Origin of the sequence: Sphingobium sp. V4, from assembly GCF_029590555.1 — a bacterium.
Classification (GTDB): domain Bacteria; phylum Pseudomonadota; class Alphaproteobacteria; order Sphingomonadales; family Sphingomonadaceae; genus Sphingobium.
Genome location: NZ_CP081001.1, coordinates 2,757,402 through 2,770,658, shown reverse-complemented (window position 1 = coordinate 2,770,658; position 13,257 = coordinate 2,757,402). Strand labels below are relative to the sequence as shown.

Sequence of the window (13,257 nt, the reverse complement as noted above, 5' to 3'; positions counted from 1 at the left end):
ATGCCGTCGATCGCCGTCGCGGGGCGTGGCCTGCTCCCCCGCCGCGCCCCGCGACACCTCATTCGTTCCATCAGGAAGGCAGTCATTTGAACGACCTCAATGTCATCGACCGCTTCCTTCAGGCGTTCATCACCTACATCGACAGTGGGTTCGGGCTGCTTGGGCCTGATGTCGGGTTCCTGACCGCGACACTGATCGGCATCGACATCACTCTTGCCGGCCTGTTCTGGGCGATGGGCGGCGAGGACAATGTCATCGGCCGGTTCCTGCGCAAGATCCTTTACGTCGGCGCGTTCGCCTTCATCCTGAACAGCTTCTCGACGCTGGCCGACATCATCTTCCGCTCATTTGCGCAGGCTGGCCTGACGGCGGGTGGCGGCACCCTCTCGGCCGATGACCTGCTCAAGCCCGGGCGGCTTGCGGGAACGGGCTTCTCGGCGGCATGGCCACTGCTCGAACAGGCCAGTGAAATGGTCGGGTTCACGACGTTCTTCGACAATTTCCTGACGATCATGGTCCTGCTGTTCGCCTGGGCGTTGGTGATCGTCGCCTTCTTCATCCTCGCGGTGCAGATGTTCGTCTGCATCCTCGAGTTCAAGCTGACCACGCTGGCCGGCTTCATCCTTGTGCCCTTCGCGCTCTGGAACCGAACGAGTTTCCTTGCCGAGCGCGTGCTGGGCAATGTCGTCTCTTCGGGCATCAAGGTGATGGTGCTCGCCGTGATCGTCGGCATTGGCTCGAACTTCTTCACCGAGTTCACCGATGCGCTGCAAGGCCAGGAGCCCGACATCGGCCAGGCCATGAGCCTCGTGCTCGCGAGCCTTTCCCTGTTCGGCCTGGGCATATTCGGACCGACGATTGCTTCGGGCCTCGTATCCGGCGCGCCGCAATTGGGCGCGGGTGCAGCGCTTGGCACCGCCGTCGGCGCTGCCGGGGTGACGATGCTGGCGGGTGGCGCAGCTATGGGCGGAGCGCGCGCTTTGGGTGGTGCTGCACTGGGCGCTGTCCGCTCTGGCACGGCAATGGGGTCGGCCGCGTCGACTGCCTTCCAGCTTGGGCGCGAGACCGCCGCCACTCCCTCGGTTGGCGCGGGCCTTGGCGGCGTGGCGCGCGCAGCGGGGATTGCCGCGCGATCGCGCGTAGGCGGCGCCCTTGGTCTCGGCCAAGCCGCGGCCGGCGGTCGTCAGGCGGCCTGGGATGCGCTCAACCAAAGCTCACCGCCATCCAACCCGAGTGGACCGGGCGGCGGCGGGGAGGCCGGCGGAACGCCCGCCTGGGCACGCGCTATGCGCGACCAGCAGACGAGCCGTCATCGCCAGAGCCAGGCGATCCACGCGCTCCAGCAGGGCGATCGCGGCGGTGGATCCGCTACCCCGGACATCAAGGAAAGGAACGACTGAGCCATGTTCTTCAAGCGAAGTGCGCAGCGCTACGGGCGCACGCCACCTCCCGAGACGCCGTACCAGCGCGCCGGCCAACTATGGGACGAGCGGATTGGCTCGGCACGGGTGCAGGCGCGAAACTGGCGACTGATGGCATTTGGTTGCCTCGCGCTGACCGCCGGGACCTCGGCGGGTCTCGCCTGGCAATCCTTGCAGAGCCGGGTAACACCCTATGTCGTCGAGGTGGATCGGCTGGGCGAGGCCCGCGCCGTGCAGGCGGCCGATGTCGAGTATCGGCCGACCGACGCACAGGTCGCGTGGCATCTTTCCCACTTTATCACCAACGTCCGCTCGGTATCGCTCGACCCGGTCCTGATGCGCCGCGACTGGCTCCAGGCCTATGACTTTGCGACGAAGCGGGGCGCCCAGTTCCTCGGCGACTATGCCCGCTCGGCGTCGCCGTTCGCCAGTGTGGGCGAGCGTACCGTGTCGGTGCAGGTGACCAGCGTCGTGCGCGCGTCGGACAAGTCGTTCCAGGTAAAGTGGACGGAGACGGCGTTCGAGCGCGGGTCACAGGCAGGCAGCAGCCGATGGACAGCCATTCTTACCACCGTCACGCGCCCGCCAGTATCGACCGACGTCCTGCGCAAGAACCCTCTGGGCATCTACGTCGATGCGATCGACTGGAGCCGCGAACTCGACACGACGCCCGCTTCCTCGCCCATGGCGCAACCCGCACAACAACCTGCCGCGCACGTGCCCATGGGATCGCCGCTCGACCCCGATCTCGGGGCCCAGACCGTGATGCCGGTTTCCCCCTCTTCCCAGGAGAAGAATCCATGAAGCTCGTCTTTTTGCCGGCGATCGCCGGAATGCTCCTCGCTTGCCCGGCGCTCGCGCAGGAACGCTCCGCATCAACACTCAAGACGGTCCGGTCGGCGACGCGCAGCGCCACCGTGGAACCGGTCGCCCTCGGCTTCATCGCCGGGGCACAGGTCTATCCTTTCAGCGAGGGCACGATCTTCGCGGGTTATGCCGCGCCGGGGCTGGTGACTGACATCATCCTGCAGTCTGGCGAAAACCTCGTTGCGGTCGCCAGCGGCGACACCGCCCGCTGGGTGATCGGAGACACGACCAGCGGCTCCGGGGACGGGAAGCAGACGCATGTCCTGGTGAAACCGTTCTCGGCGGGCCTGCTGACGAACCTTGTCATCACCACCGATCGCCGCGCGTACCATGTCCGCCTGGTAAGCACCTCTGCGACCGCCCTGTCGTCAATGCGGTGGACCTATCCCCAGGACGAGTTGCTGGCGGTCCAACGCAAGGCGGAGGCCGCCCAGGTCGCAGCGCCGGCGGCCACCGGCGTCGCCATCGATCAGTTGCGCTTCCACTATGCGGTCAGCGGCGACCGTCCTGCATGGCGTCCGCTCCGCGCGTTCGACGACGGGACGAAGACCTATATCGAGTTCCCCGCATCGCTTGGCGTCGGCGAGGCGCCACCTCTGTTCGTCCTTGGTGCAGACGGGAAGGCTGAACTGGTCAACTATCGGCAGCGCGACCGCTTCTACGTCGTCGACCGGATCTTCGACGCCGCCGAGCTTCGCCTCGGCCTGAAGAAGAGCGAGGTCGTGCGCATCGACCGCGTGTCGCGCCCTGCCAAGCGGAGGGGCGCATGACTGACACGCTCGCCACCGAGCAGCCGACCATACCGGCGGCGAAGCTCGATCCCGAAACGCTGAGCATTCGCTCGCGACCGGCGCGGACGATACGCTTTCGCCGGGGCGCGATCATCGGCGCAGCCGCGCTCGGCTCGGTCAGCCTCGTCGGCGTCGCTTGGATGGCGCTGAAGCCGCAGGTATTCCGGCACGTCGTCCAGGACAGCGAACTGTCGCAGCCGATGGCGAAGTCGGCCTCGGACGCGCTTTCCGGATTGCCGACCAGTTATGGCGATACGCCTAAACTCGGTCCGCCATTGCCTGGCGACCTGGGTCGGCCGATCCTTCGTGCTCAGGAACGGGCGGAAGCCGCGACCGCGTCCGCGCCGGTCGATACCGCTGCGGCGGCACGCCAGCAGCGGCTAGCGGACCTCAAGGCTGCAAGAGAGTCCGGGCTCATGGCGCAGACCACCAGCGGCCGCGGCGCGGCGGCCCCGGCAGGCGCAAGCGCCACGACGCTCGATACCCAGCCGGCCAATCCGACCGCCACCGGAACCCGCAAGGAACAGTTCGCGTCGACCCGGGACGCCGGTGGTGACGTCAATTCAGGAGTGTTGGTGGCGCCGATGTCCCCCAACAGCCTGCTTGCCGGCAGCGTAATTGCAGCGAGCCTGATCACCGGGCTCAACTCCGACTTGCCTGGCATGGTCACTGCGCAGGTCACGCAGAACGTGTTCGATACGGTCACGGGCAACATCCTGCTCGTGCCGCAGGGTGCGCGCCTTATCGGCAAGTATGACTCCGTCGTCGCCTTTGGACAGCGCCGGGCACTGGTCATATGGCAGCGCCTGATCTTGCCGGATGGCAGTTCGGTGTGGCTCGACAACATGCCGGCGACTGACGCAGCGGGTTATGCCGGGCTTGTCGACAAGGTGGATTTTCACACCTGGACCCTGCTCAAGGGCGTCGCCATCGCCACGATGCTGGGAGTCGGATCGGAGCTGTCGATTTCTGGCGAGAGCGATCTCCTGGAGGCGATCCGCGAGTCTGCTCAGTCGAGCACCGCGAGGGCCGGCGACCAGATCACACAGCGCAATCTCGACATCCAGCCGACGATCACCATCCGGCCGGGCGCGCCCGTCCGCGTGCTGGTGACCCGCGATCTCATACTGGCGCCATGGCGCAAAAATGCAGGGAGCTGACACATGGTCGATATCAAACTTGCAAGGTTGCCCGATCGCACGCCGGTCAAGCTCGCCATTACCATCACCCCGGATTTACAGGCTGCTCTCAACGACTATGCCGCGATCTACGCCCAAGCCTACGGGCGTGAGGAACCCGTGACCGAATTGATCCCTGCGATGCTGACATCGTTTCTCGAAAGCGACCGCAGCTTCGCACGGGCGCGCGAGGACGCGCGGAAGGGGCGGCCATGATCGAGCGGGCTTGGGAGCAGAAGATCGAGCCGCTGACGGTGCGCATCTCGACCGCCGTTCGCATCACTGGCCTCAGTCGCTCACGCATATACGAGCTCATTCAAACCGGCGATCTCGACACGGTAAAGGTGGGGCGGGCGACACTGGTTCAGTACGAAAGTTTGAAATCTCTGACCACTGGTCGTGGTGGACCAAGCGTATAAGCAAGGGTCAAGTTTCGACCCAACACACGTCGTTCAGATCAGCCACCCCGAAGGTCCGCTCATAACAGAAGCTGCCGCCAAACGCCGCGAAGCAGACCGTCGGGAAGGCGCCCTAACAACAGTCGTTCAAGTCTCCAGAAAAGATACCTGAAAGCTACGGTTTGCCGCTGCCCTTACGTGCAGATCCCCAGGGGCCAACTACTGCTCCACGTTCAGATTGGTGGCGGCGGGTACGACCCCGGCTTCCCGCCGCAGTAGCGTGCGAACCGCTCGGCTCGCCGGCTCGAATGCTGCTTCGTAGGTCATGGCGTGCCAGTCGATGTTGGCGCGCGCGCCGAGTCGATCCTGGTGCAGCAGGTCGCGGAGGGCGAGCGTCCGGACGACGTCGCCGTCCAAGCCGTGCTCGCCGTCTGGGTCGTAGACCGCGCACAGCGCGGCCCGCCAAGCATCTCGCTCGATCCTCATCGCGTTGCCGCCGTCAAGATTGTTCTGATCGAGCCAGTGCCCTGAACCTAGGCCCTCTAGCACCGAGAACGCGGCTAGGCCGAACTCCATGATAAGATTTTGGAAGTATGGTTCGAACAGCAAGGATGGTTGGTTGTGGGTGCGGTGCGCGTGCGGATCGATGAGCGCGGCTTTGAGCTCGAGACCGACCAGCAGGTGCTTCAGGTTGGAGTTGAGCCGGTGCCGGACGTCCGCGTGGAGTCCGACCGGGATGTTGCGACTGAGCCACATGGTCCATGCGTTGGCGGTCGACAGGTGGACGTAGCCGTCGGGGCGTTCGTCGGATTGTGTGATGAAGAACATTGGCGGGCTCCCGGCCTTGGATCGAGAATGAGCTGGCCTTCCAATCTGAGCACTCGCCTCGCTCGTGGAAAGGCTTAGTCTACGCCACGGCGGGACCGTCGGCCTGTCAGATGCTATGCGCTACCACGGGCGCACACTTCTCTCGTAGCACGGATTGGGGAACGCTATACTTCGTTGCGTAATCTAATCAGGTTCCGCCCGAGCGATCCAGTCGACACAGCTTCGAGCATGCGCGATCTCAAGGCCGGCCCGTGTGGCTTTAATCACGCGGTATCCATCGGTCTGCTCTGTCGTGATGAAACCCTCCGTTTCCAGCCGGTCGAGCAAGGCGCTCAGATCAAGATGTGAAGGGCCGAGGCCAATCGCCCCCAGCCAGAGATAGTATAGTTCGTCGTTGCCCGTGCCATGCTTCTCCAAGCCTATGAGAATTTCACGGGCCTGAAGAGATTGCTGAATGGCAACGAAGGGATCGGGCTGGTTCGCTTGCTTCGTCATAAAGCCTGATAAAACAAATGGAATGATATTTGGCGTGGAGCGGCCAATCACGCTGGTGCGTGTATCTAGTATCCCTATAGTCTGATAATGACCATCGAGCATCTCAAAGTCGAGCGACGGCCGGAGCAGGAGGTTTTCGACGAGATCGCGGAGCTGACCGCCACGCCCGGCTACGCGCACGCGATCGCATTCCTGTGCGTGCGCGACAACTTTATCTGGCATCGCCGCGACGGCATGAAGGCCGAGGACATGCAGCATCTATATTCGAGGGCGCGGCTGATCCGGACCGAGATGTCCACGCTCATCGGACTGATGGTGCGCGCCGGTGGCGATCTGGCCGCTCCGCCACCCGCCAACGTTGACGCACTCGTCGAGCGGACCGACGCCCTGATGGCGGAGCTCCACCGGAGCATGGGCGCGCCGACGCTCGAGGGCATGTTCACGGCGTTTGAGGCAGGCGAAATCCCGCCCAATCCCTGGGAAAGCGGCGGCGCCATGCGCGAGCCGATCTTCTATGGCGGCGAAGGAGCCTTCTCGTTCCAGAATTGCGACTTCGCGATCGAAAAGTATGCCGCCGACGACCCATGGCTGAAGGAACACCGAAAGGCCGGAATCGCCGACATGGTCGCCTTTGCCAAGGCCGCCGCCGATATCCAGAACCGCAAGGTTTCTGGCGCGATGGCGGCGGGCGCAAACACGCCTGGCGATCCGCGCCTGCTTGAGGCGTTCACGCTGACCGCCGCCGAGATCGCTCCGGTCGCGGGTCTCGGCGAGGAGATCGCCAGCGCCTGCATCGACGCATTCACGCTGCCGGTGGGGCGCGGCAATCCGACCTTCGCCACGATCAGCGACTTTAACGCCGTCAACGGTTCGCCGGTGCTGGAGACGAGCGACGGGTGCCACCTGCTCTTCCACTTCAACGCGCTGGCGGAGGCCGTCTACGAGTCGCCCTTCTATTGGATGTTCGAGGACAAGCCCTACAGGCCGGCGCTGTCCGATCATCGCGGCGACTTCACCGAGGCGTTCGCGGTCAATCGCCTGTCGCGGGTGTTCGGTACGGCCCGGGTGCACCGAGGCGTGAACATCGACCGCGCGAAGGGTGACCGCGTCGGCGAGATCGACGTACTCGTGCTGTTCGCCGACCGGGCGATCGTGCTGCAGGCCAAGTCGAAGCGACTCACACTCGCCGCGCGCAAAGGCAACGACCTCCAGCTGCGCGGCGACTTCAAGGGCGCGGTCCAAGACGCCTACGACCAGGCCATGGACTGCTCCGCCGCGCTGTCGGACCGCTCGCTGCGCTTCAGCACCGCCGACGGCACGACGGTTGAGATCCCACCCCAGATAACGCAGGTCTTCCCGGTCTGCCTGGTGTCGGACCACTACCCGGCACTCGCCTTCCAGACGGACCAGTTCCTGGTCCGTCGAGAGGAGCCTAAGATCCTCGCCCCACTCGTCCTCGACGTCTTCACGCTGGACGTTATGGCCGAGATGCTCGAGCGGCCGATCCGCTTCCTGAGCTATCTCGAGCTGCGTGCCATCCATGGCCCGAAGGTGCTCATCCACCACGAGATCACATTGCTGTCCTACCACCTGAAATACAATTTGTGGCTGGAGAAGGAGCATGACATGGTCGTGTTCGAGGACGACTTCGCAGCCGACATAGAGATCGCAATGGGTGTGCGGAGGATGGGCCAGCCCGGCGCGCGGACGCCGAAGGGCGTGCTCACCATTATCGCGGGATCGAGGCTGGACAGGCTCATTGGTGCGATCGAGTCGAATCCGACCGGCACGCTGACCGACACGGTCATGCTCGCCTATCAGCTTGCCGAGAATGGCATGACGGAACTGCGCGACAACCTGGACACGGTGGTGGCGAACGCTGGGTGGCGGGGATCGTCGAACTTCGTGCTCGGCTTCGGCGGGTCGGGCATCGCCATCCACTGCAACGGCGACACCGATGCCAACAGTCTGGCTAGGATCGACGAGCACATGCGCGCGCGCAAGTACCTTGGTCGTGCTGCCAGCTGGTATGGCATCGTCATCGCCCCCGACGGAACGCTGCGCTTCGGGCACAAGGTCGAGTTTCCATGGAAGCACGACAGTAGGGCCGAGCGCGCCGCCGATAGGATCATCAAGCGCCCGGTCGCGATGCTCGCCGCACCGCGACCTGCGCTAGCCGGGCGCAACGAACCCTGTCATTGCGGCAGCGGCTTGAAGTACAAGAGATGTCACTTGGACATTGATCAACGCGGGTGAACGCCGCCGGTCGGTCCTAGTTGAGTCATTCGACGAGGCATCCGTGCGAGGCGAAACGTCTGCTCTTGCCGAAAGCCGCAATTCGAATGGCGACACGGGAACGACGGCTCTACCCCAGAGCCGGTCCTTGCCTCTACTTCTTTTGTGGCCCGACCGAGACGGACACCTTAGCTTCAGATACGAGCATTTAGTTCCGGCCGGGAGCATGCGAATTTCAACCTCGCATCGCGCGCCTCCTTGAGCCCGGGGGCGGTGGTCTCCCAGCGCGCCACCGCCTCGATTAGATTTCCCGATCGGCAAAGCAGTTGGTCTGCTAGCTTCACGACAACGAGATTAGGAGTGACTTCGGGCCTGACCGCCAGCAATTGGTCGAGCGCGCTAGCCTCCTTGCCGGCACCAAGCCGGTCCGCCAGGATCCCCAGCGCGATACCTGCGGAGCGCCCTACGCCGTGGAAGCAGTGCACGAGCAGGGAGCGGCCCACAAATTGCCGGGCGAACTCGATCGCCTCACGAACTTGCTCCGCCGTGGCGACCCGAATGCCAAGGCTGTCGGTATCGACGTCCTCAAATTGAAGGACGAGGTGCGACTGCCCTGGGTCTCGCGCAAATCGAAGGCGCATGTTCGGGCTGCACTTGGGGTCCTCGATAGTGATCACCCCGTCGAACCTGCGCTTGTGCCGCTTGGCTTGCGCAAGGCTTCCTACGGCCACGCCCCCTTCGACAGGCAGGACAAGCGGTGTTGGCTTGACGTACTTGGACATGATAAAATCCTTGGAATAAATTTGCGCTTTCGGAGCACGCTGGCGATCCGAGGACCACCAGCGTGTCGAACCAAATTCAGACCGCGCGCCGGGCCGACGGGAAGCTGGGGCGGAGAATCTTGCCGCCATCCCGCAATTCGTCGAGATAATCCGACCAACTCTGCATCATCTGTACGCGCTCGTCCCAATACTCGCCCCGGGCATAAGCCCGTCGCACCTGGTTGGTGTCGACATGCGCGAGTTGCCGCTCGATCGCGTCGGGGTTCCATTCGCCCCTCTCATTGAGAAGGGTGGCGGCCATCGCACGGAAGCCGTGCGCCGTCATCTGGTCGCTCGTGTAGCCGAGCTTGCGCAGGCCTTGATTGACGGCGTTCTCCGACATCGGCTTCCGCGGCTTACCGAGGCACGGGAACAGATATTTCCACCAGTGCGTGTGCTCGTGAAGTTCCTGGAGCATGTCGATCACCTGCCGTGACAGCGGCACACGGTGCGGCCGACGCATCTTCATGCGTTCAGCAGGAATGAACCAGATGGCTTCGTCGAAGTCGATGTCGGCCCACTCCGCCTGTCTTAGCTCGCCCGGGCGGAGCAGAACGTGCGGCGACAGCCGCATCGCCATCACCGTCACCTTGTGACCGCTGTAGCCGTCGATGGCCCGCAGAAGCGAGCCGACCTCCGACGGCTTGGTGATGGCGGCGAAATGCTTGACCTTTGGCGAGGCGATTGCACCACGCAGGTCGGCCGCGACATCCTTGTCGCATCGCACCGTCGCGACGCCATAGCGGAAGACGCGGCTAAGGACGCTTCGCATCCGCCGTGCGCTTTCAAAGGCACCGGTCGCCTCAACCTTGCGCAGCACCGCAAGCGCCTCGTGCGGGGTGATCTGCGCAATCGGGATACTGCCTATGATCGGATAGGCCTTGGCGAGCAGCCAGCGGATTTTGTCTACGGTCACCGGGGCGAGGCCGTCTCGCTCGCATTTGACGAGCCACTCCTTCGCTACGTCCTCGAAGGTGTTGGCTGCTGCATATTTGGCGGCGATCCTTGCGCGCTTTTTCTCCAGCGCGGGATCGACCCCTTCCGCGATCTTCCTCTTCGCCTCGTCACGCCGCACCCGGGCATCGGCAAGGCTCACCTGCGGCCAGCCGCCGAGATGGAGAGTCTTCTGCTTATCGAGGAAACGATACTTGAAGCGCCAGAGCTTTGAGCCGTTGGGTTGAATGACGAGAAGGAGACCTTGAGTGTCGCTCAGGCTCCAGGCCTTCTCTCTCGGCTTGGCGGCATTGATCTGGATATAGGTCAGCATGGTCGATTTCCCAGCAAAGCCGGGTCAATCCGAGAGCACCAAAAAGAGCAACATTTGTGGCTGCTGCTGGTGTTCCTAGGCGGATTTTGCCGGACGGTGTCTGGCGATTCTCTGTCGGAAAATGCTGTGAAACCAGCCGCTTACCGGACGCCTCTGGACGAATCCAGAGGCGTCAGTGGTGCCCAGAAGAGGACTCGAACCTCCACGACCTTGCGATCGCCAGCACCTGAAGCTGGTGCGTCTACCAATTCCGCCATCTGGGCACGGGGTAGGAGGGCGCCTCTAACGGGTGCCTCCGGGGCTGTCAACGCGTTGGCTGCATTATTTTTTGGGTTTCGGCAAAAAGCCGGTCTAAGGGCAGGCGCGCCGTCTGAACCAGGATATGACAACGCCCATGACCATCGCCGATCCCGCGCCGCCCGCCTTCTTCACCCGGCCCGACGGTCTGCGCCTGGCCTATCGCCATAGCGCGGGGGTGGGGCCGACCCTGGTCTTCCTGCCGGGCTATATGTCCGACATGGAGGGCGGGAAGGCCGTGGCGCTGCATGGCTGGGCGGATCGGCAGGGACGGGCGATTCTGCGGCTCGACTATGGCGGCAATGGCGCGAGCGACGGGCGCTTTGCCGACGGCACGCTGGCGAGCTGGCGCGACGACGTGCTGCTGCTGCTCGACGCGCTGGTGAAGGGACCGGTCGTGCTGGTCGGATCGTCGATGGGGGGCTGGCTGGCACTTCTGGTCGCGCTGGCGCGGCCGGAGCGGGTGGCGGGCATCGTCGGCATCGCCGCCGCGCCGGATTTCACGGAGTGGGGCTTTACCGATGCGGACAAGGCACTGCTGCGGACGGAAGGACGGATCGAGGAGCCGACGCCCTATGGCGACCATCCCTATGTGACGACGCTCGCTTTCTGGGAATCGGGGCAGGGGCTGCGCCTGCTGGAGGATGAAATCGCGATCGACTGCCCGGTGCGGCTGCTGCACGGACAGGCGGACCCGGACGTGCCGTGGGAGATCGCGCTGAGGACCGCCGGGCGGCTGCGTTCATCCGATGTGCAGACGCTGCTGATTAAGGACGGCGACCATCGTCTTTCCCGCGACGGCGACATCGCCCTGCTGGTCCGCACCGTCGCCAGCCTGTTGGCCCAAACCGTGGATAATGTCTGATGCCCTTCTTCCTGCCGCTCCTGCTCCAGGCCTATGACCCCGAGATCGAGGCGGTGATGAACCGCAGCCGCAAGCAGAAGCAGGAGGAGCGCGCCGCAGCGGCGGCGGCGCCGGTCGCACCGGCAGGAGGGAATGCGGTCGCCCGCGACGACGGCAGGATTCCGGTGCCGGCCAAATTCGCCGCACCGTTCCAGACCTGCCTCGACCAGGCGATCGAATCGCCCGATGCCGGCGTCGCCTTCGCCCAGAAGTGGCGGATGGAGGGCGGGAGCTTCTACGCCCGGCACTGCATGGGGTTCGCCTATGCCCGCGCGGAACGCTGGACGCCGGCCATCGTCGCCTTCGAACAGGCGGCCGAGGAGGCGGAACGCGGCGGCGAGATGGTGCAGGGCGCGCGGCTGTGGGCGCAGGCGGGCAATGCGGCGCTGGCCGCCGGGGACGTGGCCAAGGCGCGCACCAGTTTCGACGCGGCGCTGGCGCGCGGCCTGCCCGACGGGCTGGAAAAGGGCGAGGTGCATCTGGACCGGGCGCGGGCGCTGGTGGCGCTGGGCGATATGAAGGCGGCGCGGGAGTCGCTGGACGTGGCGCTGGCGCAGGCGCCCGCCGACCCGCTGGGTTGGCTGCTGTCGGCGACGCTGGCGCGGCGATCGGGCGAACTGCGCCTGGCGCAGGCGCATATTGCGCGGGCCGTGCAATTGTCCCCCGATGACGCCTCGGTCGCGCTGGAGGAGGGCAATGTCGCGATCCTGACCGATCATGCCGACGTGGCGCGATCGGCCTGGCAACGGGCAGTCAAGATCGCGCCGGAATCGCCCGCGGGCAAGGCGGCGGCGGACAATCTGACCCGATTGCCGGCGGGGGGCTGAGCGCGCGCTTCGTCGCTCTTATCCCGACAACGATCTGGACAGTTGCGCGCGCTGGTTGGTTGTGTCGATATTTAATATATTGTTATATAAGGATTTAATCTGAGTCCTGTTGGGCATTTCAAGGGAAAAATGGCGCAACAGGCGCCGCATTCCTATTTCAGGTAGAAGTCGACGGTCGTGACGACGCGCACCTTCTTGTAGGGCGTGTCGCTGGCACCGTCGCCGCCTTCACCGTCGCGCGCGTCGATCGAGAAATAGCCCTGGGTCGCGCTCTTGATGCCGCCCACGCCGGCGCCCGAATCCTTGGCGAACTGTTCGGCGGCGGCGCGGGCGTCCTTCGTCGCGGCGGCGACCATCGCGGGCTTCACATCGTTGAGCCTGGTGAAACTGTAGCGCATCCCCGATCCTTCCTGGAGCGTCACGCCGCGCCGCACGAGATCGAATTGCTGCGCCACGGCCTTTTGCGCGCGCGGGATGTCGGTCGTGCGCAGCAGCATCCGCTGGGTGATGGTGATCGTGCTGACGCCGTTGTTCAGCCACTGGTTGACGCCTGCGCCCACCGGCTTCAGTTCGTCGGGCTTGAAGCCGAGGGTGCGGAAATAGGATTGCAGTTCCCGGGTGTTGGCGTCGATTTCGGCGCGGACGGTGGGCAGGTCGAAGCCGGTCGCCGAATAGCTGATCGACCAGGTGGCGAGATCGGCGGTGACATCCTTTTCGGCGAGGCCACGGACGGTGACCGAGCGGTCCGCCGCCCTGGCGCGGGTGAGGCCGTCGCCCAGCAGATAGCCGCCCGCGACCATGCCGACCGCCAGCAGCGCGGCGCTGCCCAGCAAAACCTTGTCCCGCATCTCCATCGCCATGCTGCTTTCCTCTTCCGTCCGGTGGGGCGCGATCCTATCTTAGGACCATATCTGTCATTCCTGAGATG

General features: G+C 64.6%; 14 protein-coding genes and 1 tRNA gene. 9 read left to right on the top strand and 6 right to left on the bottom strand.

The window, feature by feature from the left end; all coding sequences use genetic code 11:
• The first annotated feature begins 86 nt into the window (after nucleotides 1–86).
• The 6 genes from trbL to K3M67_RS13835 are packed head-to-tail and all read left to right on the top strand — an operon-like array spanning nucleotide 87 to nucleotide 4,676.
• Nucleotides 87–1,400, top strand: coding sequence for a P-type conjugative transfer protein TrbL (gene trbL / locus K3M67_RS13860; protein WP_285831737.1), 1,314 nt, complete (start codon nucleotides 87–89; stop codon nucleotides 1,398–1,400).
• A 3-nt stretch (nucleotides 1,401–1,403) separates the two neighbouring features.
• On the top strand, nucleotides 1,404–2,225 hold the full coding sequence (gene trbF / locus K3M67_RS13855; protein WP_285831736.1) for a conjugal transfer protein TrbF: 822 nt from the start codon (nucleotides 1,404–1,406) through the stop codon (nucleotides 2,223–2,225).
• On the top strand, nucleotides 2,222–3,058 hold the full coding sequence (trbG, locus tag K3M67_RS13850; protein ID WP_285831735.1) for a P-type conjugative transfer protein TrbG: 837 nt from the start codon (nucleotides 2,222–2,224) through the stop codon (nucleotides 3,056–3,058). The genes trbF and trbG overlap by 4 nt, the downstream gene beginning before the upstream one ends.
• The gene (locus K3M67_RS13845; protein ID WP_285831734.1) at nucleotides 3,055–4,239 is read left to right on the top strand and encodes a TraB/TrbI/VirB10 family type IV secretion system protein; all 1,185 of its coding nucleotides are present in this window, start codon (nucleotides 3,055–3,057) and stop codon (nucleotides 4,237–4,239) included. The genes trbG and K3M67_RS13845 overlap by 4 nt, the downstream gene beginning before the upstream one ends.
• A gap of 3 nt (nucleotides 4,240–4,242) precedes the next feature.
• A complete protein-coding gene (locus K3M67_RS13840) occupies nucleotides 4,243–4,473 on the top strand; it encodes a DUF2274 domain-containing protein (RefSeq protein ID WP_285831733.1) in 231 nt (76 codons plus the stop codon).
• Nucleotides 4,470–4,676, top strand: a complete 207-nt coding sequence (locus tag K3M67_RS13835; RefSeq protein ID WP_285831732.1) for a helix-turn-helix domain-containing protein — start codon at nucleotides 4,470–4,472, stop codon at nucleotides 4,674–4,676. Before K3M67_RS13840 ends, K3M67_RS13835 begins: the two co-directional genes overlap by 4 nt.
• A 198-nt stretch (nucleotides 4,677–4,874) precedes the next feature.
• Here the strand turns inward: K3M67_RS13835 and K3M67_RS13830 are convergent, their stop codons facing one another.
• Nucleotides 4,875–5,483: a hypothetical protein gene (locus tag K3M67_RS13830; RefSeq protein WP_285831731.1), complete on the bottom strand. Its 609-nt coding sequence runs from the start codon at nucleotides 5,481–5,483 to the stop codon at nucleotides 4,875–4,877.
• A gap of 183 nt (nucleotides 5,484–5,666) precedes the next feature.
• Nucleotides 5,667–6,080: a hypothetical protein gene (locus K3M67_RS13825; protein WP_285831730.1), complete on the bottom strand. Its 414-nt coding sequence runs from the start codon at nucleotides 6,078–6,080 to the stop codon at nucleotides 5,667–5,669.
• Here K3M67_RS13825 and K3M67_RS13820 point away from each other — a divergent pair.
• A complete protein-coding gene (locus K3M67_RS13820; protein ID WP_285831729.1) occupies nucleotides 6,066–8,234 on the top strand; it encodes an SEC-C metal-binding domain-containing protein in 2,169 nt (722 codons plus the stop codon). The two genes, K3M67_RS13825 and K3M67_RS13820, sit on opposite strands and share 15 nt — an antisense overlap.
• A 173-nt stretch (nucleotides 8,235–8,407) precedes the next feature.
• Here K3M67_RS13820 and K3M67_RS13815 read toward each other — a convergent pair whose 3' ends face one another.
• The 3 genes from K3M67_RS13815 to K3M67_RS13805 form a co-directional block, all read right to left on the bottom strand.
• Nucleotides 8,408–8,995 carry a tyrosine phosphatase family protein gene (locus tag K3M67_RS13815; RefSeq protein ID WP_285831728.1) on the bottom strand — a complete coding sequence of 196 codons (588 nt, stop codon included), beginning with the start codon at nucleotides 8,993–8,995 and terminating at the stop codon, nucleotides 8,408–8,410.
• A gap of 76 nt (nucleotides 8,996–9,071) precedes the next feature.
• Nucleotides 9,072–10,301: a tyrosine-type recombinase/integrase gene (locus K3M67_RS13810; RefSeq protein WP_285831727.1), complete on the bottom strand. Its 1,230-nt coding sequence runs from the start codon at nucleotides 10,299–10,301 to the stop codon at nucleotides 9,072–9,074.
• A gap of 176 nt (nucleotides 10,302–10,477) precedes the next feature.
• A tRNA-Leu gene (locus K3M67_RS13805) sits at nucleotides 10,478–10,564 on the bottom strand.
• A gap of 131 nt (nucleotides 10,565–10,695) precedes the next feature.
• Here K3M67_RS13805 and K3M67_RS13800 point away from each other — a divergent pair.
• Both K3M67_RS13800 and K3M67_RS13795 read left to right on the top strand, forming a co-directional pair.
• Nucleotides 10,696–11,463 carry an alpha/beta fold hydrolase gene (locus tag K3M67_RS13800; protein ID WP_066865698.1) on the top strand — a complete coding sequence of 256 codons (768 nt, stop codon included), beginning with the start codon at nucleotides 10,696–10,698 and terminating at the stop codon, nucleotides 11,461–11,463.
• Nucleotides 11,463–12,329 (top strand): tetratricopeptide repeat protein, encoded by an 867-nt coding sequence (locus K3M67_RS13795; protein WP_285831726.1) that lies wholly within the window; start codon nucleotides 11,463–11,465, stop codon nucleotides 12,327–12,329. The genes K3M67_RS13800 and K3M67_RS13795 overlap by 1 nt, the downstream gene beginning before the upstream one ends.
• A 152-nt stretch (nucleotides 12,330–12,481) precedes the next feature.
• Here the strand turns inward: K3M67_RS13795 and K3M67_RS13790 are convergent, their stop codons facing one another.
• Nucleotides 12,482–13,189 (bottom strand): SIMPL domain-containing protein, encoded by a 708-nt coding sequence (locus K3M67_RS13790; RefSeq protein WP_066865692.1) that lies wholly within the window; start codon nucleotides 13,187–13,189, stop codon nucleotides 12,482–12,484.
• Nucleotides 13,190–13,257: the final 68 nt, after the last annotated feature.

What these genes read in the sequence shown, in the direction of transcription:
- trbF (WP_285831736.1), top strand. Translation starts at nt 1,404, where the DNA reads ATGTTCTTCAAGCGAAGTGCGCAGCGCTACGGGCGCACGCCACCTCCC.
- trbG (WP_285831735.1), top strand. Translation starts at nt 2,222, where the DNA reads ATGAAGCTCGTCTTTTTGCCGGCGATCGCCGGAATGCTCCTCGCTTGC.
- K3M67_RS13845 (WP_285831734.1), top strand. Translation starts at nt 3,055, where the DNA reads ATGACTGACACGCTCGCCACCGAGCAGCCGACCATACCGGCGGCGAAG.
- K3M67_RS13840 (WP_285831733.1), top strand. Translation starts at nt 4,243, where the DNA reads ATGGTCGATATCAAACTTGCAAGGTTGCCCGATCGCACGCCGGTCAAG.
- K3M67_RS13835 (WP_285831732.1), top strand. Translation starts at nt 4,470, where the DNA reads ATGATCGAGCGGGCTTGGGAGCAGAAGATCGAGCCGCTGACGGTGCGC.
- K3M67_RS13830 (WP_285831731.1), bottom strand. Translation starts at nt 5,483, where the DNA reads ATGTTCTTCATCACACAATCCGACGAACGCCCCGACGGCTACGTCCAC.
- K3M67_RS13820 (WP_285831729.1), top strand. Translation starts at nt 6,066, where the DNA reads ATGACCATCGAGCATCTCAAAGTCGAGCGACGGCCGGAGCAGGAGGTT.
- K3M67_RS13825 (WP_285831730.1), bottom strand. Translation starts at nt 6,080, where the DNA reads ATGCTCGATGGTCATTATCAGACTATAGGGATACTAGATACACGCACC.
- K3M67_RS13815 (WP_285831728.1), bottom strand. Translation starts at nt 8,995, where the DNA reads ATGTCCAAGTACGTCAAGCCAACACCGCTTGTCCTGCCTGTCGAAGGG.
- K3M67_RS13810 (WP_285831727.1), bottom strand. Translation starts at nt 10,301, where the DNA reads ATGCTGACCTATATCCAGATCAATGCCGCCAAGCCGAGAGAGAAGGCC.
- K3M67_RS13800 (WP_066865698.1), top strand. Translation starts at nt 10,696, where the DNA reads ATGACCATCGCCGATCCCGCGCCGCCCGCCTTCTTCACCCGGCCCGAC.
- K3M67_RS13795 (WP_285831726.1), top strand. Translation starts at nt 11,463, where the DNA reads ATGCCCTTCTTCCTGCCGCTCCTGCTCCAGGCCTATGACCCCGAGATC.
- K3M67_RS13790 (WP_066865692.1), bottom strand. Translation starts at nt 13,189, where the DNA reads ATGGCGATGGAGATGCGGGACAAGGTTTTGCTGGGCAGCGCCGCGCTG.